Annotated in this window: 16 protein-coding genes; 9 read left to right on the top strand and 7 right to left on the bottom strand. The window is 74.6% G+C overall.

Annotated features, from left to right (window positions below; translation table 11 throughout):
• The first annotated feature begins 85 nt into the window (after positions 1-85).
• The 5 genes from ACZ514_RS14730 to ACZ514_RS14750 all read left to right on the top strand — a co-directional run bounded on the left by ACZ514_RS14730 (position 86) and on the right by ACZ514_RS14750 (position 5,282).
• Entirely contained in the window at positions 86-1,279 is a 1,194-nt protein-coding gene (locus ACZ514_RS14730) for a cytochrome P450 family protein (RefSeq protein WP_468168014.1), read from the top strand.
• Between the two features lie 111 nt (positions 1,280-1,390).
• Positions 1,391-2,665 carry a VWA domain-containing protein gene (locus ACZ514_RS14735; protein WP_468168017.1) on the top strand — a complete coding sequence of 425 codons (1,275 nt, stop codon included), beginning with the start codon at positions 1,391-1,393 and terminating at the stop codon, positions 2,663-2,665.
• Complete coding sequence (locus ACZ514_RS14740) at positions 2,665-3,477, top strand: hypothetical protein (RefSeq protein ID WP_468168019.1); 813 nt, start codon at positions 2,665-2,667, stop codon at positions 3,475-3,477. Before ACZ514_RS14735 ends, ACZ514_RS14740 begins: the two co-directional genes overlap by 1 nt.
• A gap of 109 nt (positions 3,478-3,586) precedes the next feature.
• Positions 3,587-4,504: a MurR/RpiR family transcriptional regulator gene (locus ACZ514_RS14745; protein ID WP_468168022.1), complete on the top strand. Its 918-nt coding sequence runs from the start codon at positions 3,587-3,589 to the stop codon at positions 4,502-4,504.
• Positions 4,505-4,892: 388 nt separating this feature from the next.
• Positions 4,893-5,282, top strand: a complete 390-nt coding sequence (locus ACZ514_RS14750) for a hypothetical protein (RefSeq protein WP_468168683.1) — start codon at positions 4,893-4,895, stop codon at positions 5,280-5,282.
• Between the two features lie 37 nt (positions 5,283-5,319).
• On the opposite strand, the gene ACZ514_RS14755 is transcribed toward ACZ514_RS14750, so the two are convergent.
• The 5 genes from ACZ514_RS14755 to ACZ514_RS14775 form a co-directional block, all read right to left on the bottom strand.
• A complete protein-coding gene (locus ACZ514_RS14755) occupies positions 5,320-6,906 on the bottom strand; it encodes a phospholipase D-like domain-containing protein (protein ID WP_469124856.1) in 1,587 nt (528 codons plus the stop codon).
• 235 nt (positions 6,907-7,141) lie between these two features.
• Positions 7,142-8,251 (bottom strand): aryl-sulfate sulfotransferase, encoded by a 1,110-nt coding sequence (locus ACZ514_RS14760; protein WP_468168028.1) that lies wholly within the window; start codon positions 8,249-8,251, stop codon positions 7,142-7,144.
• Positions 8,252-8,304: 53 nt separating this feature from the next.
• Positions 8,305-9,303 (bottom strand): ABC transporter substrate-binding protein, encoded by a 999-nt coding sequence (locus ACZ514_RS14765; protein WP_468168031.1) that lies wholly within the window; start codon positions 9,301-9,303, stop codon positions 8,305-8,307.
• A gap of 161 nt (positions 9,304-9,464) precedes the next feature.
• Entirely contained in the window at positions 9,465-10,181 is a 717-nt protein-coding gene (locus ACZ514_RS14770; RefSeq protein WP_469124857.1) for an ABC transporter ATP-binding protein, read from the bottom strand.
• Positions 10,178-10,960 carry an ABC transporter permease gene (locus ACZ514_RS14775; protein WP_468168037.1) on the bottom strand — a complete coding sequence of 261 codons (783 nt, stop codon included), beginning with the start codon at positions 10,958-10,960 and terminating at the stop codon, positions 10,178-10,180. The genes ACZ514_RS14770 and ACZ514_RS14775 overlap by 4 nt, the downstream gene beginning before the upstream one ends.
• A gap of 191 nt (positions 10,961-11,151) precedes the next feature.
• Here ACZ514_RS14775 and ACZ514_RS14780 point away from each other — a divergent pair, with 191 nt between their 5' ends.
• The gene (locus tag ACZ514_RS14780; protein ID WP_468168040.1) at positions 11,152-11,724 is read left to right on the top strand and encodes a helix-turn-helix domain-containing protein; all 573 of its coding nucleotides are present in this window, start codon (positions 11,152-11,154) and stop codon (positions 11,722-11,724) included.
• A gap of 5 nt (positions 11,725-11,729) precedes the next feature.
• On the opposite strand, the gene ACZ514_RS14785 is transcribed toward ACZ514_RS14780, so the two are convergent.
• Both ACZ514_RS14785 and ACZ514_RS14790 read right to left on the bottom strand, forming a co-directional pair.
• Positions 11,730-12,233 carry a GNAT family N-acetyltransferase gene (locus tag ACZ514_RS14785; protein WP_469124858.1) on the bottom strand — a complete coding sequence of 168 codons (504 nt, stop codon included), beginning with the start codon at positions 12,231-12,233 and terminating at the stop codon, positions 11,730-11,732.
• 29 nt (positions 12,234-12,262) lie between these two features.
• Positions 12,263-14,908, bottom strand: a complete 2,646-nt coding sequence (locus tag ACZ514_RS14790) for a D-alanyl-D-alanine carboxypeptidase (RefSeq protein WP_469124859.1) — start codon at positions 14,906-14,908, stop codon at positions 12,263-12,265.
• A 215-nt stretch (positions 14,909-15,123) separates the two neighbouring features.
• Here ACZ514_RS14790 and ACZ514_RS14795 point away from each other — a divergent pair, with 215 nt between their 5' ends.
• The 3 genes from ACZ514_RS14795 to ACZ514_RS14805 are packed head-to-tail and all read left to right on the top strand — an operon-like array spanning position 15,124 to position 17,425.
• Entirely contained in the window at positions 15,124-15,546 is a 423-nt protein-coding gene (locus ACZ514_RS14795; RefSeq protein WP_468168049.1) for a GntR family transcriptional regulator, read from the top strand.
• Positions 15,543-16,475: an ABC transporter ATP-binding protein gene (locus ACZ514_RS14800; RefSeq protein WP_469124860.1), complete on the top strand. Its 933-nt coding sequence runs from the start codon at positions 15,543-15,545 to the stop codon at positions 16,473-16,475. The genes ACZ514_RS14795 and ACZ514_RS14800 overlap by 4 nt, the downstream gene beginning before the upstream one ends.
• Entirely contained in the window at positions 16,472-17,425 is a 954-nt protein-coding gene (locus ACZ514_RS14805; protein ID WP_469124861.1) for a transporter, read from the top strand. Before ACZ514_RS14800 ends, ACZ514_RS14805 begins: the two co-directional genes overlap by 4 nt.
• The last annotated feature ends 182 nt before the right edge of the window (positions 17,426-17,607 follow it).

The following is a 17,607-nucleotide window of genomic DNA, read 5'->3' on the forward strand; positions in this document are numbered from 1 at the left end:
GGGGGAACGGACCGGCCGCCCGACGGGTGCGGAGTGGCCGGATCCGCCCCCCTCCAAGGGGCTTGGGCCGTCGTAGGGTGGCCGGATGCCCGTAGTTGACATCAGTTCCGCGGCCGCAGACTTCGACTCCGACCCCCACTCCTTCTACGCGGCGCTGCGCGCCACCGGGCCGGTGCACCGGGTCCGCGGCGTCATGCCCGACGAGGACCCGTACTGGCTCGTCGTCGGCTACGAGGAGGCCCGCCAGGCCCTCACCCACCCGGACCTGCTGAAGGACTGGCGCAGTTCCGGGCTGTATCCGGACATCGAGCCCAGCGCCTCCAACTCCAACATGCTGGAGTCCGACCCGCCCCACCACACCCGGCTGCGCCGCCTGGTGGCCAGGGAGTTCACCGCCCGCCGGGTGGAGGCGATGCGCCCCCGCGTCCAGCAGGTCACCGACGAACTGCTGGACGCGATGGCCGCCCGCCCCGCGCGCTCCGCCGACCTCGTCGAGGCCCTCGCCTTCCCGCTCCCCATGACGGTGATCTGCGAACTCCTCGGAGTCCCGGACCTGGACCGGGAACGCTTCCGCCGCTGGTCCCACGACATCGTCGCGCCCCGCCCGGAAGCCACGAACGCCGACGCGCACGTCCAGCTCAGCCGCTACCTCACGGACCTCGTCGCCGAGAAGGCCGAGTCCCCCGGCGACGACCTGCTCAGCGCGCTGATCCGCACCCGCGACGAGGACGGCGACTCCCTCTCGCCCGACGAGCTGATCGGGATGGCCTTCCTGCTCCTCGTCGCCGGCCACGAGACCACCGTCACCCTCATCTCCAACGGCGTCCGCGCCCTGCTGGCGCACCCCGGCCAACTGGCCGCCCTACGCGCCGACTTCGACGGGCTGCTGGCCGGGGCCGTGGAGGAGATGCTGCGCTACGACGGCCCCGTGCAGAACTCCACCTACCGCTACGCCGCCAAGGACGTCGAGCTCGGAGGCGTGGTCATCCCCGCCGGGTCGGTCGTGCTCGCCTCGCTGTCCGGTGCCGGCCGGGACCCCGGCCGCTTCACCGAACCCGACGTGTTCGACATCCGCCGCGCCCCCGGAGGGCACCTCGCCTTCGGGCACGGGCTGCACTTCTGCCTCGGCGCCCCGCTGGCCCGGATGGAGGGCCGCATCGCGGTCCGGAGCCTGCTGGAACGGTTCCCGGGCCTGGAGGCCGACCCGGCCGGCAGCCCCCTGGAGTGGATCCCGGGCAGCCTGATGCACGGGGCGAGCCGGCTGCCCGTGCGCTGGTAGCGGGGCGCCCGCGCCGGGCGGCACACCACCGGTGACCCCGCCCGGCGCGGGCGCGTACCGGCCGCCGGTACGGGTTTGGGACTGGGGCCCGATCCTCAATACGATCCGGCGATGATCATAAGAAAACGACTGGCGGCAAGGGCCTGCGGCCTGTTCGTCGCCTTGACCGCGGGACTCCTCCCGCCGGCCGCGGCCGCCGCCGACGGACCGGCCAAGGAGCCCCCGAAGGTCGAGCTCGTGCTCGACGTCAGCGGCTCGATGCGCGCGACCGACATCGACGGCCAGTCCCGGATGGCCGCCGCCAAGCAGGCCTTCAACGAGGTACTCGACGCGGTCCCCGAAGAAGTCCGCCTGGGCATACGGACCCTGGGCGCCACCTACCCCGGTGACGACAGGGCGCTCGGCTGCAAGGACACCAAGCAGCTCTACCCCGTCGGCACGGTGAACCGCACGGAGGCGAAGACCGCCGTCGCCACCCTCGCGCCCACGGGCTGGACCCCCATCGGACCGGCCCTCCAGGCCGCCGCCCAGGACCTCGAAGGCGGCAACGCCACCCGCCGGATCGTCCTCATCACCGACGGCGAGGACACCTGCGCCCCGCTCGACCCCTGCGAAGTGGCCCGCGAGATCGCGGCCAAGGGCATCCACCTCGTCGTGGACACGCTCGGCCTCGTCCCCGACGCCAAGACCCGCGCCCAGCTCACCTGCATCGCGGAGGCCACCGGCGGCACGTACACCGCGGTGACCCACACCGCCGAGCTCTCCGGGCGCGTACGGCAGTTGGTCGACCGGGCCGCCGACCCGGTGGCCACTCCGGTGGCCACCGAGGGCGCCAAGCGGTGCGAGGACGCCCCGCTGCTGAAGGCGGGCCTCTACAGCGACCGCGAAACCTTCGGCGAGCACCGCTGGTACCGGGTCGACGTACGCCCCGGCCAGGAGCTGCGCGCCTCGGTCAGCATCGGTGCCGACCGGGCCGTCAACAACGACTACGGCGTCCTGCTGCGCGCGACCACCGTCCACGGGCGGGAGATCGTGCGGGGATCCGAGGCCGGGGACGGCCGTACCGACGTGATCTCCACCGGCCTGCGCTACCCGAAGGCCGAACGTGACGGAGCCGACGGGGACGCCGCCCGGGCCACGGAGACGGTCTGCCTCCAGGTCAGCAACTCCTTCTCCGCCGGTCCGGCCGTCAAGACCAGCCCCGGCATGCCCGTCGAGCTGACCATCGACCTGGTCGACGGCCCCGACGAGGGTGCCGACGTCGCCTCCTTCGGCCTCGGCCGCGGCTGGTGGCTGCTCGGCCTGCTGGCGCTCACCGGCCTGCTCGCCGGTCTGGTCTGGGGCTGGATCTCGCGCTGGCGCGTCTCCGTCTGGAGGACCAACTGATGCGTACCGTACGCACCCTGACCGCCGCACTGCTCGCGGGAACCGCGCTCCTGGCCCCGGCGGCGACCGCCGCCGCGGCCCCGAGCCCCGCGCCCAGTCCCACCCCGAGCGCCGGCCAGGGCACCGGCAAGGACGGCCGTGCGCCGACCGAGGCGGGGACGGGCTTCCGCACCGCGGCGCTCTTCCGGCCCGGGCAGAAGGCCACGGCCACCGGGTCCACCGGTGACTACCTCTACTGGGCGTTCCCCGCCGACACCGGCCAACGGGCCACCGTGCGCGCCTCGGTGACGCTGCCCGAACCGGCCGCCCGGCACGGCGCGCAGACGTGGCGGCTCGACGTGTACGACGGCCTGCGCCGCCGGCAGCCCTGCGCGTACGGGCACCAGAGCGCGGCGGCGGACAGGGCGGCCGCCTCCGTGGAACTCTCCTGTACTCTGCGCACCGTCCGTTCCGGGGCCGAGGCCTGGTCCAACGACCCGCTCCCGGGCAGCTACTACGTCCGCCTGACGGTCGTCGGGGCGCACGAGGAGGACCTCGGACTGCCCGTGAAGGCACAGGTCGAGGCCGAGGTGAAGGAGACGGGCGGGGCCCTGGCGGTGGACGCGGTCCTGGCCGAACCCCTGGTCCCGGGGACGGCGGGCGCCTCGGAGCGGCAGCGGGAGGCCCGCGCCCCTGAGGGCGGCTGGTCCGGCGGGCGGTGGTCCGACCGCTGGCTGTGGACGGCCGCGGGCGGCGTGCTCGCTGCCCTCGCGGGGGTCTACGGGTACTCCCTCACCCGCGGCTCCGGCCGCCCCTCCCGGCCCCGGGCCTGACCGGGCGCCGCCGTCCCCGCGGGGTACGGCGGCTCCCGTTCCGGAGGATCATCCGGCCACGGAGCGTGGGCTATGTTGGGGGGAGAGTGACGTGAGAAGGAGGCCGCCGGTGTCATCGGGGCAGCAGGCACGCGCGCAGGCGGCCGCGATCACGCCCGGCGCGACCCCGCCCGGGCAGGAGAAACCGCCGGCCGAGCGGCTCCTCGCGCTCTTCGACGGCCACCGCCTCTCCCCGGGCCAGCGGCGGATCGCCCAGTACCTGATCGATCACCTCACCGAGGCGGCCTTCCTGTCCATCACCGAGCTCGCGGAGCGCGTCGGTGTCAGCCAGCCGTCCGTGACCCGGTTCGCTTCCTCCCTCGGCTTCAGCGGCTACCCCGCCCTGCGCGACGTGCTCCAGCCCATCGCGCTGTCGGCGGTGGCCGCGACCCCCGACAGCCGCGAACAGATCCGCCGGAACGAACTCCAGGCCGCCGTGGACGCGGAGATCGAGAACCTGGAGAACGTGCGCCGTCTCCTCGCCGACACCAACCAGGTGCTGGACATCGGCCGCGAGCTGGCCCGCTCCGTCCCGCTGACCGTGGTGGGCCTGCGGATCTCGGCCTCCCTGGCGGAGTACTTCGCCTACGCGGCCCGCCGCATCCACCCCGACGTCCGCCTGGTGACCCGGGGCGGCAGCGTGGCCTACGACGCCCTGCTCCAGTGCCGGGCCGCGGGCGGCAGCTGGGTGCTGGCCTTCGCCATGCCCCGGCACGCCAACGAGACCCTCGCCGCGCTGCGCGCGGCCCGCAGCACGGGGCTGAAGGTCGTCCTGATCACGGACCCGACCGTCGGGCCGCTGGTGGAGGCGGCCGACGTGGTGCTGACCGCCGCCACCGGTTCGCGGCTGGTGTTCGATTCGTACGCGGCCCCCGGGATGCTCTCCGCCGCGCTGCTCCAGGCGATGGCCGACGCGGACCCCGAGCGGACCCAGGCGCGGCTCGAACAGTACGAGCAGGTCGCCGACCAGCACGGTTTCTTCCTGTAGGGGCGGATTCCGCCTGCGGTAACCCCCCGGTCCACCGGCCGTACGCCGGCCGCACACGGGCCGTACGCCCGCCGTTCACCCGGAGCGCCGTCCGGGGATATTCAGCACCCGGCATGCATGAAATTTTTCATACCCTTGATTACTCGACGGTATATATGTTTACTGACGGCGGCGCTCCGGATCCCTCAGACGCCAAAGGCGGACGCTCCCCTCGTCCGTCTCGAACGGCCCCGGTACGCCGAACCTCCTCACGGCGGGACCGGACGCCGCGTCAAGGCTTGTGGATCCCCCGGAGGAGCGCCCCCGGCGGCCTCGGTCAACCCCTGGGCCGAGGCCGCCCACCAGCAGTGTCTCGATCAGAGTTCGACACCACTCGGAAGTGACGAGAATGCCCCAGACGGCCACCCTCACGCGCAGCCCGGACTGGCCCCTCCAGGTCAAGGCCCCCGGGACGCACGACTGGGAACGCAGTGCCACCCGCTGGCTGCGCGACCTCCTCCCGGCCCGCTACGGCAGCTACCTGACGCTGACCCGTCACCACGCCCTGCTCTCCCGACACGTCCAGCTCCAGCTCCAGCACGAGATGCGCGCGGTCCGCGTCGCCCTGCACACCAGCCGGGCCGAGCTGCCGACGATGGGCATCGCCGAGTCGGTCATAGAGAACACGATCAGGATGTACGCCATCGAGCTCGAACAGCTCGGCCGCCTCTCGCGGGGAGCCCGCCTGGTTTCGGAGGCGCTCCTGCTGGCGGCCGCCCCGGGCCAGCGCAGGCGCTGACCCCGGGGCGGGCCGGGGCGCGGGGCGCAGCGGGCCGTCAGGCCCCGCAGACGCCGCGCGCGTAGTCGTACGTCGCGGTCGCCCGGGAGTACGTCCACTGCGGTGCCAGCAGGGAGTCCCTCAGCTGGTCCGCGGCGGCCGGGCTCTCGACCACGTATCCGAAGTCCTGGAGCCAGGACGGGTACAGGTTCTTCGAGCCGACGTAGAAGGCCGAGTCGTCCACCGAGACCAGCTTGTGGTGCTGGGCGTACGGCTTGCCGTCCGCCCACGTCGCCCGGTCCGATGCCCGGAAGGACGCCAGCTGGAGGTTCTGGCACATCGCCGCCCTCGACCGGCGCTCGTCGCCGGTCAGGGCCGTCAGGCGGCCCCGCAGCGCGTCGCTCACCTCGGACAGCGACGTGATCTGCGAGTAGCCGCCGCTCCCGACCGCCCCGCGGTTCGCCGGGTCGCTGACGACGATGCGGACCTTGACCCCGGCCGCCAGCTTCGCGGCGAGCGTGTCGTAGAGCCGGACGTCGTAGCGGGGGAGCGGCGGGCAGGTCGCGTGCAGGTCCTGCTGGGAGATCTCGACGTGGCTGGTGGCCGTGGCGACCAGCGCGCGCAGGGCGCTCTCCTCCGGGTTGACCGTGTCGTAGTCCCGGTCGGCGTTGGTGTGGTCGTGCACGCCGATGCCGCACTTGGTGTCGGGGGCCGTCGGCAGGACCGGTTCGAACGGCGACGCGGGATCCCTCTGCCGGACCCCCACGCCGAGGCCGCCGACCGCGAGGACGGGCACGTCGCCGTCGCCGGCCGGAGCCGCGGGCCGGGGCAGCGTGGGCATGCAGCCGGCGCTGCCGGTGGAGGCGAACCAGACGCTGCTCCAGCTGGTCCTGTTGCGGCAGGTCCAGTCCCAGAGGGTGTCGAGGTAGCGGCCGGCGGAGCCCGCCGCCGGACCGGACAGCGCGAGGTCGACGTCGTTCACCGGGTGCGCGGTGTCCAGGTAGTCGTCCTTCCAGCTGTTGACGCCGCCCGTGATCACGGAAGCGCCGTCCACCACCACCAGCTTGGAGTGGTTCCAGGAGAATCCGGTCCTCGAGGTGGTCATCGACGCCACGTTGAGGGTCACGTGCGCGGCCGTCGTCCCCAGCTTGGCCACCATCTCGTCCCGGTACGCGGACGGCTTCACGTTGGCGTGGTAGACCGGAGCGGCGCCCACCAGGACACGGACCTGGAGCCGGTTGCCCTGCTGCACGGCCTCCTTGAGGCCGGCCACGATCGCGTCCTGGAACCCGCCGTCGGGGAACGGCGCCAGCGTGGATATGTCCACGCTCTCGCGGGCCCGGGCGATGTCCTGCCGGGTCTTCTCCAGCAGCCGGCGCGAGCCCGCGCGGTCGGCGCAGGAGGGGTCGCCCCAGCAGCCGGGCGTCTGGAGCAGCCAGTCGGACGCGCCGGGGGCGGAAGCGCCGAGGCGGTTGCCGGCGGTCCGCTCCCAGACCGAGCCCTCGAGGCCGGGGGAGACCTGGCGCAGGGTCCGCTCCACGGAGTCCAGGTGCGGGGTGGACGAGTCGGCGAAGGCCGGGGCGGCGGGGAGCAGGGCGCAGGACAGCGCGAGTGAGAGGGCCGCCGTGCGGACGGTGCGTGCCAATGTGGTTCCTTGTTGCCGGGGGGGTGGCTCGGGCCGGGCGGCACGGTGGAACCGGGGCCCGGCCTTGATCAACTCGCGCAAGTTACCAGTCCGTAAGCCCCTGTTCGTCCGGGTGTGGTCGTATTCCGGCCACGGGCGGAAGCGGCCGGCGGACGCGCCGGCCGCCTTCCGGCCCCTGCCGACGGCCCCCGGCCGGAACCGGCCGGCGGGCGTCGGGCGTCCGCCCGCCGGGGCGTCAGAGCCAGGGGATCTCGTGGGCGCCGTGGCGGTAGGCGCGGAAGACCGAGTTCTGGGCCCCGCGCGAGGACTCCAGCCCCGTGCCCCGGCTGAACGACCCGAACTCCGGGACGACGAACTCCCACACCACGTCCCCCTCCGGCGTCACCTCGAAGAGGCGCCCGAAGGAGCCCTCCGCGACGAAGGTGTTCCCGTTCGGCAGGCGCTGGGCGCTGGACATGTACGGGCTGAAGAAGTTCTGCGGCGGGTTGTCCTCGTACGACCACACCTCCTCGCCGGTGGCCGGATCGAGCTCCAGCACCCGGGAGTACGGCACCGAGGTGGTGTCGCGGTAGGTCCCGTTGTCGAAGACCAGAAGGGTGCCGCCCGGCAGCTCGTGCGGGTGGTGCTGCTGCGCCAGCACGTCCGGGCCGATCCGCCAGCGGACGGAGCCGTCGGCCCGGTCCACCGCCACCGTCGTCGACGCGCTGCGGAAGCCCACCACGATCCCGCCGTCGGCGAGCTCGTTGACCGTGTTGGCCATCGGCCAGTGCTCGCGGGCGAAGTGCGGGTTCAGCGGCACCTCCTCGGGATCCAGGTGCTCGATCGCCGCCCAGCGCCACAGCACCTCGCCGTCCCACGCCAGTTCGTACACCACGTCCCCGTAGATCACCCCGCCCGGCGCCTCCGAGCCGGGGATGCCGCCGCGGATCCGGGCGGCGTCGGCCGGCGCCAGCGGCTCCACGGCGTTGATGAGCAGGTTGCCGTTGCGCAGGACCGACGCGTCGTGGTGGTGGAAGGGGTGCCGGACCTCGCGCAGCACCGTGGAGTCGGGAGCCAGCTCCTGGAAGATGCCGCCGTGGTAGACGTCCCAGATGGGGAAGAGCGTCGGGCCCGAGGTGTCCTTCGCCGCGTAGAACAGGTTGCCGTTCGGCAGGAGCTGCGCCTGGCGGCCCGGCGGGTAGGGGGAGGTCCAGGTGTGGGCGGGCTCGCCCTCGATGTCGACGAGGTGGATCCGGCCCTCGCTGGTGATCGGGGTGTAGAGGGTGTAACCGCCGTAGCTCCGCTCGGGGTCGTGGGCACGCAGTCCGGTGCCGCGGCGGCGCAGGGTGTTCTGGTCGATGGTCATGACGGGTCCGCTTTCTCGTGTTTTCTCGGATTTCCCGGGTTTCTCGGGGTGGGTCAGTCGACGGTGACGGCGGCCGGGTCGGCGGCCCTGAGGGGGCCGGGGCGCAGCCGCTCGCGCAGGGTCCGCCGGTCGGCGGAGCCCGGCGGGGACAGGGTGCTCACGGCCCAGGCGGCCTCGTCGGCCAGCTGGGTGAGCAGTTCGGGGGTCAGGGTCGCGCCGTACGCGTAACGGGGGTGGAAGGTCTCGACGTGGCCGGCCTGGAGCGCGCCCCTGGCCTGGGCGACGACGGCCTTCCGGGCGGCGCCCGGATCGGCCTCGGCGGCCCGCTGCGCGCGCAGCACCGTACGCAGGACGGCGGTGGCCGTCGCCTCGTCGGCGGAGGGGCCCGAGACGAGCAGGGTGCGTGCCGTGTAGCCGGCGAAGGGGACCTCGGCGTAACGGTCGGCCAGGGCGGTGCGGGCGGCGTCGTAGAAACTGGGGAAGGTGACCCCGGCGTCGACGTCACCCCGGGCGAGGGCGGGCGCGACCTGGTTCGGGGCCAGGTTGACCACGGTCACGTCGGCCGGGGCCAGGCCCGCCGAGGCGAGCATCCGGCTCAGCGCGTACTCGACGTTGGTGCCCTGCGGCACCCCGACCCTGCGGCCCTTGAGCGCGGCGAAACCGGTGACGCCGCGGTCGGTACGGGTCAGCAGGCGCCAGTCGGAGAACCGCGACAGGTCGGCGACGATCCGCACGTCACGCCCGCCGAGGGCGGCCATGACGGCGGGCAGGTCGCCCACGACGCCGAACTGCGCCTGCCCGCCGAGGACGGCGTTCAGCGCGTCCCGCCCGGTGGGCAGGGTGGTCACGGTGGCGTCGAGGCCCTCCTCGGACCAGAGCCCCCGCTCCTGTGCGACGTACACCGGCGCCCCGCCGAGCTGGTCGCTCCCGGCCACGGTCACGGAACGCCGGCCGCCGCCGTGGTCCCCGGGCGGGCCCGCGCAGGCGGTGGCGAGGACGGACAGCAGGGCGGCGAGCAGTACGGCGGCGGCGCGGGGGCCGGTTCCCGGCATGGGGTGGTGTCCTTTCGGAGTCGGGCAGGAAGGAGGGGGAGGGAGCGCGGGGAGGCGGCAGGCGTTCGCGGCGGACCGGCCGGCCGGGCGGCCGGGAACGGCCGTGCGCCGGGGTCCGCACGGATGCGGCCGCGGGCCGGGAGGCCGGTACGGCCCGGGGGTCAGCCGGCGGTCAGATGGCGGGCTATGGCGGCGCGCAGGTCCGGATCCGGCGGGCCCGGCGGGACGGGGTGGTCGGCCAGGACGCCGCCCGGAGGGGCGCCCAGGACCACCACCCGCCCGGCCAGGGCGAGTGCCTCGTCGATGTCGTGCGTCACGAACAGCACGGTCGTCCCGCTGCGCTGCCACAACTCCCGCAGCAGGTCCTGCATCCGGGCCCGGGTCAGCGCGTCCAGCGCCCCGAACGGCTCGTCCATCAGCAGCACTCGCGGCCGCGCCGCCAGCGCCCTGGCCAGCGCCACGCGCTGCTGCATCCCGCCGGAGAGCTGCGCCGGGTACTTGTGCGCCCCATTCGCGAGGCCCACCTCCGCCAGCGCGGCCATCGCCCGCTCGCGCCGCTCCCGGCGCGGCAGGCCGAGCCGCTTCAGGGCGAACTCGACGTTGCCCCGGGCCGTGCGCCACGGGAAGAGCGCGTAGTGCTGGAAGACCACGCCCCGGTCCGGGCCCGGCCCCTCCACCGGCACCGCCCCGGCCGTCACCCGGCCCGCCGCCGGCCGGACGAAGCCGGCCACCGCGTTCAGCACCGTGGACTTGCCGCAGCCGCTCGGCCCCAGCAGCGCCGTGAACGACCCCGCCGGGAACGTCAGGTCCGTCCGCTCCAGCACGGGCACGCCGCCATAGCCCACCGTCAGCCCCTCCAGCCGTACGTCGAGGCTCATGACGCGCCCCAGTGCACGAAGCGGCGTCCGGCGGCGGCCAGGAGGAGGTCCGCCGTCACGCCCAGCGCCCCGAGGACGAGCAGCCCCGCGAACATCCGGTCCACCCGCAGGAACTGGCCGTCCACCTGGAGCCGGTACGCCAGCCCGCTGTCGGCGCCGCCCAGTTCGGCGGCCACCAGGGCCAGCAGCGCCACCGAGGCCCCGTACCGCAGCGCCGCCAGCAGCGCCGGTGCGGCGGCGGGCAGCAGCACCTCGGTGAACCGCCGGTACAGCGGCGCGCCCAGCGAGCGCGCCGCCCGCAGGTGCGAGACCGGCACCCGGGAGACCCCGTCGTGCACGTACAGCCAGACCGCGAGGAGCACGGCGTACGCGATGAGCAGGCGTTTGGCGCCCTCGCCGATGCCGAACCAGGCCGTCGCCAGCGGCACCAGGGCGATGGCGGGGATGGGCCGCAGGAAGGAGACCAGCGGGGTGACGGCGGCGGACAGCCGCGGCAGGTACCCCGTCGCGAAGCCGAGTGCGCCGCCGCCGGCCGCTCCGAGGGCGAAGCCCTGGCCCGCGCGGGCCAGGCTCGCGGCGAGGTCGTCGGCCAGGACGCCGCCGCGGGCACTGTCGGCCAGCGCGGAGAGGGTACCGGCCGGCGAGGGCAGCAGGCCGGGGGCCACCGCACCCGACCGGGCGAGCAGGGCCCAGAGTCCGAGCACGGCGGCGGCCGCGCCGAGCGGCGGCCCGAACCGGCCGAGGGCCCGGACCGCCGGGGAGGGGGTGGTGGGGTGCACGTGAGCACTCCTCGTCTTGTGATCTCGTGGGGTTGCGTAGAGCCGCGCAGCGGTCGGCACCTCCGCCGGCCTGGCGTGCGTTCATAACTGAGGTCAATAATTGACGAGGCTTATGAACGGTGTGTTGCGGCAGTACGAAACCTCCCGGGCCCACCCGGCCCCCCCGAAGCCGATGAGGTACGTTCACGAGCGTGCCCCGACCCGAACCCACACCGGAAGCCATCGAGGTCGGCCGGGCGATCCGCGGCTGCCGCACGGCCCGCCGGGTCTCCATGGCCGTGCTGGCCGCCCGGTCAGGCCTCTCGCAGCCCTTCCTCAGCCAGCTGGAACGCGGACTGGCCACGCCCAGCCTCAGCTCGATCTACCGGATCGCCGAGGCGCTCGACGTGGCACCCGGGACCTTCCTGCGGCCGCCCGGCCGGCCGGGACCGGTCGGCCACGAGAGCGACCCGCAGGTGATCCGCGTCAGCGAGGGCGCCGGGCAGGTGGCCCGGGTGCTCATCCCCGGCGGGCGCAGCACCCTGATGGAGGCCTACGAGCACCACTTCGAGCCCGGTCTGGGCGAGCGCGGGTGGTTCGAGCACCCCGGTGAGGACTTCCTGTACGTACTGGAGGGAGAGGTCGTCCTCGAAGTCCGGGGCGAGGAACCCCTCCTGCTGAAGGCCGGCCAGAGCGCCCACCACCCGGGCGACCTGCCCCACCGCTGCGTCCTGGCCGGCGAGGACGCGGCGGCCCGCACCCTGCTCGTCATCGCGAACCCGTAAATCCCCTACCGGGGCGCCGCGTAGCAGCGCACGGTGACCACCCTTCCGGGCGCCCACCACTGCTCGACGGCCGCCAGCGGGATCCAGCCGAGACGTTCGTACAGCGCGACGGCCGCGGTGTCGGAAGCCACCACGTCCAGGACCGGATGCAGCCCGAGATCCCGCGCCTCCTGCACGGCCCGCGCCATCAGCAGGGCGCCGGTCCCGTGCCCGCGCGCACCGGGCGCGACGAACAGCCGGCTGACGACGGCGGCGCCCTCCGCGGGCACCCCCGTCCGCAGGCTCCACAGCCCGGGCGCCGCATCGCCCGGTCCGCCGCGGCACAGGGCGATGTGGCCGGCCACCCGGCCGTCCCGTTCCGCGACCCAGCCGCCGAGCAGCGCGGGCGGCGACAGCCATGCGCGCGGCCGTTCGGGCCAGTCCACGGGGTAGCCGTCGCGGTGGTGGACCTCGGCGAGCGCGCGCACGCACGCGCCGAGGTCGCCGGGTGCGCGCGGTCGGATGTCCATCCGGTCATGCAACCACGGCCCGACCCGCCTCAGGACAGACGGGTGACCCTGGCCCCGAACGAGGGCTCCACCAGATCCGTCCCCACCGCGACCGGCACGCTCTTCGCGCCGCTGCCCTCGCCCACCGTCAGCACTCCGACCTCGGTCCCGGCCTTGGCCGCGTGCGGCAGCGGGGCGGCACCCGCGCCGAGGGCGAGCCGCAGCCGCTGACCCGGTACCCCGATGACGGTGAGGTCCTTGGCCGCCACGAGCGGGGTCGAACCGCCCAGCCCGTCGGACACGTGACCCACCAGCTGACCCTTGCGGACCACGGTGACCCGGCCGAGCGCGGTGCGGACCGCCTCGATGACCTTCCGGCTGTTCTCCTTCACCAGCTTCAGACTGTTCGCGGCGTTGGGGTCCGGGCCGTCCACGCGCTGGTCCATCATCGTGCCGAGGATCAGCGGGGTCTCACCGCCGACCGTCTTGTACGCCGCCCACATCAGGGTGCCGCCGGCGGGGGTGCTCGACCCGGTCTTGATGCCCTTGATGCTCAGGCCGGGGGCGAGGAGCAGGTTGTCGTTGTTGTTGTTGATCGGCTTGGGCAACCCGTCGATGCCGGCGCTGGGCATCGCCACGACCGAGCGGAACGCCTCGTCCTTCATCACCGCCTCGGCGAGCTTCAACTGGTCGACGGCGGTGCTGACGGTGCCCGCGTCCAGGCCGCTGGGATCCGTGTACGTGGTGTCGTTCATGCCGAGTTCCCCGGCCGCCGCGTTCATCTTCGCCACGAAGGCGGCCTCGTCGGCACTGCCGGTGTCCCAGCGGGCCAGCAGCCGGGCCACGTTGTTGCCGGACGGGATCATCAGCATCTTGATCATGTCCAGCTGGCTGAACTTCTGCCCGGCGGTGAGCCCCTCGATCCGGGACTCGTCCTCCGACGTGCCGTCGGCCACCGCCTTGGCGTCGACCTCGATCTTCGGGCCCGGGTCGTTCTTGCGCAGCGGATGCCCCTTGAGGATCACGTACGCCGTCATCACCTTCGCCACGCTGGCCGTCGGCACCGGCTTCTGCTCGCCGAACGTGCCGATGTCGCCGGATCCCACTACGCGCACGGCCGCCTGCCCCTTGGCCGGCCAGGGCACGGGGGTCGAACCGTCGAGGGTGTACGAGGCCTGGGCCGGCACGAACCGCGGGGCGGGGAGCGGGCGGAGCATCTGCCCGCCGGCCACGGCCGTGCCGAGCAGCAGCACGACCGGCGCCCACACCTTGACGCGGCGCGCGAGGGTGCGGCGCGGCGTCTCCGGCGGGGGAGCGGTATGGGTCAGCTCGGCCAGCAGCTCCAGCGGCGGCGGGAGCGGGGCCTGTCGGGCGGGCCCGTCCACGGGCCGGGGAGCGGGCCGGGGGCCCGCGGGTGCCTCGAGCGCGGCGAACTCGCGGGTCCGCTCCGGGTCGTGCGGCCGCGTCGGCCGGGCGGAGACGCCGCCCGCGGCCCCGCCCTGCGTCCGGCCGGGCGCGGCCGCGGGCGTGCGGGGGTCCGGGGTCGCCGTGCCGGGAGCGGCGGCGTCCTTCCCGGGCGGTGCCGGTTCCGCGTCGGCCGTGCCCGTGCCGGGCGCGGCCTGGTTGCGCGTGCCGGGCGCGGGCGTGCGGGGGTCCGGGGTCGCCGTGCCGGGAGCGGCGGCGTCCTTGCCGGGCGTGGCCTGGTCATCGTCCCGTGCCCAGGACGGCCGGGAGCGGGCCGTTCCGGGCAGGGCCGCCTCGTCGCCGGGCTCCTCGGGTGCCGCGGCGTTGGCCGCCCGGTCCCGCGCGGGGGACTCGGCCTTGGCCCAGGAGGGGCGGGGCCGGTCCGCCACGCGCCGCGCCGACGCCTCGTCAGCCACGTCGGCGCTGGTGTCGTCCGCCGGCTCGGCACCGGCGCCGCCGGGCCGGTTCCCGGCCGTGGCGCCGGTGCCGGAAGCCGCCTGGTCCGGCGCGCCTTCCGCCGACTCGGCGTCACCCTCGGCGTCGGTGCCTTCGGTGGTGCCGGGTTCAGTCTGCTGCACGGGTCGCGCTTCGTCCGCCGGCTCCGAGCCCTCGGCTCCGGCGTCGGTGTCCGCGTTCCCGGTGGGTATCTCGGGGTCGGTCCGCTCCGCGGGCTGGGCTTCGTTCGCCGGCTCCGCGTCACCCTGGGCTCCGGCTCCGGCGCCGGTGTCCGTGCGGGCGGCGGGAGTGTCCTCCCCCGGCACGGCGTCGGTGCCCGCGCCCCCGGCAGCGGCGTTGGCGTCGGCCTGCCGGCCGGCGAGCACGTCGGTCTCCGGTTCGGTGTCAGCTCCGCCGGTCGCCTGCTCGGCGAGGGCGGGGGCGTTGACTTCCGGTTCCGTGTCGGCCCCGGCCGCTCTGGGCCCGGCCGGGGTGTCGCTGCCGGGTTCCCGCCCGGCCACGGCAGGGGCGTTGGTTTCCGGTTCCGCGTCAGGCCCGGCGGCTATCCGCCCGGCCGGGGTGTCGCTGCCGGGTTCCCGCCCGGCCAGGGCAGGGGCGTTGGTTTCCGGTTCCGGGTCGGCTCCGGTCGCTATCCGCCCGGCCAGGGCATCGGCCTCGGCAGTGGCGTCGTCGCCGTCCGGTTCCCGCCCGGCCAGGGCAGGGGTGTCGCCGTCTGGTTCCCGCCCGGCCAGGGCACCGGCATCCGTTCCGCCGCCCGCCACCGTTTCCGCCTTCATGCCTGCCCCACCTTGCTGTTCCCACCCGGCTCCGCCGGTACTCGCCGTCACGTCGGCGCGGCCGTCTCCGGCCCGCCGATCACCTAGATGCCCGGCCCGGCCTCCGCGTTCCCGCCTGGGCGGGCTGTGACGGTTCGGTCATACTCCGCCGGTTTGACGGGCCCTCACCACACCTGCACTATTCCACTAACACGTTAGTGGAATAAGGGGGTGGGATGGAGTTCCGGATCGACCGGCGCAGCGGCGTCGCCACCTATCTGCAGCTCGTCACGCAGGTCAAACAGGCCTTGCGGCTGGGGGTGCTCGAGCCCGGCGACCGGTTGCCGACGGCGCGGGAGGTGGTGGCGGCCACCGCCATCAACCCGAACACCGTCCTCAAGGCGTACCGGGAGCTCGAGCGCGAGGGGCTCGTCGAACCCCGCCCCGGCGCGGGCACGTTCGTCCGCCGCTCCCTCTCGCACCCCGGCGCGGCCGCCGATTCGCCGCTGCGCCCGGCCCTGGCGGCCTGGATGGCGCAGGCCCGCGCGGCGGGACTGGACCGCGAGGACATCACGGCGCTCATCGCGGCAGCCGTGGACGAAAGCTTCAACCCCTCCGGGCCCGGGCGGCCCGGGCGATCGAGAGAGGAAACGGCGTGAGCGATCCGCACCACGCGCCGGCACTACGGGCCACCGGGCTCGGGCGGGAGTTCCACGGCCGCCGGGCCCTGCACGCGTGCGACGCCGAGCTGCCCGCGGGCGGCGTCACGGCCCTCGTCGGCCCCAACGGCGCGGGCAAGAGCACCCTGCTCCGGCTGGCGGCCGGCCTGCTGCGCCCCAGCAGCGGAGAGATACGCGTCTTCGGGGAGGCCCCCGGCACCGCCGGGGCCCGCCGGCGCACCGGATTCCTGGCCCAGGACAAGCCGTTGCACGCCGGCTTCACGGTCGCCGACACCCTGCGCCTGGGCCGCGAGCTCAATCGCGGCCGCTGGGACCAGGACGCCGCCGAGCGGCTGCTCACCGGCTCCGGCATCCGCCGCGGGGCCCGGGTCGGATCGCTGTCCGGCGGCAACCGGACCCGGGTCGCGCTGGCCCTCGTACTCGGCAAACGCGCCGAACTGCTGCTCCTGGACGAGCCGCTGGCCGACCTCGACCCGGTCGCCCGGCACGACGTCATGGCCCTGCTCATGACCGAGGCCGCCGAACGCGGCACCGCCATCGTGATGTCCTCGCACGTCCTGGCCGAACTGGAGGACGTCTGCGACCACGTCGTGCTCCTCGAGGACGGGACCGCCCGGCTCTGCGGCGACGTCCGGGAACTGTGCGCGGCGCACACCTGGATCACCGGCCGGGCCGACCCCGTGGAGGGCGACGGGCTGCCGCGCTCCTTCGACCGCGGCAGCGTCGTGCACTCCGCCGTCGGCGGCCGTCAGGTCACCGCGCTCGTCCGTACGCCGCCCGGCGCCCCTCCGTGCCCGGACGGCACGGGGGACGGCCGCTGGATCACCGAAACCCCGTCCCTGGAGTCCCTGTTGCTCGCCCACCTGCGCGCCCCGCGCCGCGCCGCCGAGAAGGAGGCCGCCGCATGAAGGGCGTGCTGTGGCTGGCCTGGCGCCAGCAGCGTCTGATGATCCTGTCCGCGCTCGCCCTGCTGGCCGTCTGCGCGGCGTGCGTGGCCTACTGGCGCTCCGAGATGACGGAGCTGATCGCGGCCACCGGATGGAAGCCCTGTCCGGGCTGGAACGGAGGCTGCGAGAGCCCCGTCACCTTCCAGATCATGGACTGGAACTCCGCCGGCATCCGTGCCCTCGGCGGCCTCGGCCTCGCGGTCCCGGCGCTGATCGGCGCGTTCTGGGGCGCCCCGCTGATCGGCCGGGAGCTGGAGACGGGCACGTTCAAGCTGGCCCTCACCCAGGGGGTGGGCCCGCGCCGCTGGTTCGCGGCCCGCTTCGGCCTGGCGGCGCTGGTCGCCGTTCTCGTGGCGGCGGTCATCGGGGGGCTCGTCGCCTGGTGGTGGCTGCCCATCGCCAACACCCTCGACGGCCCCTACTGGCACGACGCCCCCGTCTACAACGCGACCGGTCCGGCCCCGGTGGCCTGCGCCCTGTTCGGCCTCGCCGCCGGTACGCTCGCGGGCCTGCTGGTACGCCGCGTCCTGCCCGCCATGGGTGTGACGCTGGCCGCGGTCTTCACCGTGATGGTGTGCGTGACGTACTTCCGCACGTCCTGGACGGCCCCCGAGACCCGGATCACGCCCGGTACGACCCCGAAGCGGCTCATAGGCAGTGCCTGGTCCACCGGGCGGTTCGGATACCTCACGCCCGACGGCCGCGAGCACTCCATCGACGGTGTCTGCCGGCTCTCCGGCGAGGAACTGCGGGCGTGCATGGCCGAACACGGTTTCGTCGCCCGCTATCACAAGGTCTACCCCAGCGGTGACTTCTGGACCTTCCAGTGGATCGACACCGCCCTGTACCTCGGTGCGGCCGCCGCGCTCGTGGCCCTGACCCTCCTCGTCCTGCGCCGACGCACCGCCTGACGGCTCCGGCCGCACGGGGAGCACACCTCCGCCCGGTCGACGGCCCGCCCCCGCCGGGCTTCGGGCGGCACTCGGCCAGGCCCTTGCGCGGTCCGGCGCGTCGTCGCCCGACGGCATGTGGCCCGGGCGGGAGCCTGCGAACAGGCCTCCCGCCCGGGCTCTTCGTGCGCAAAAGTGCGTGG

The sequence above is a fragment of the Streptomyces sp. NPDC034086 genome (assembly GCF_055575515.1).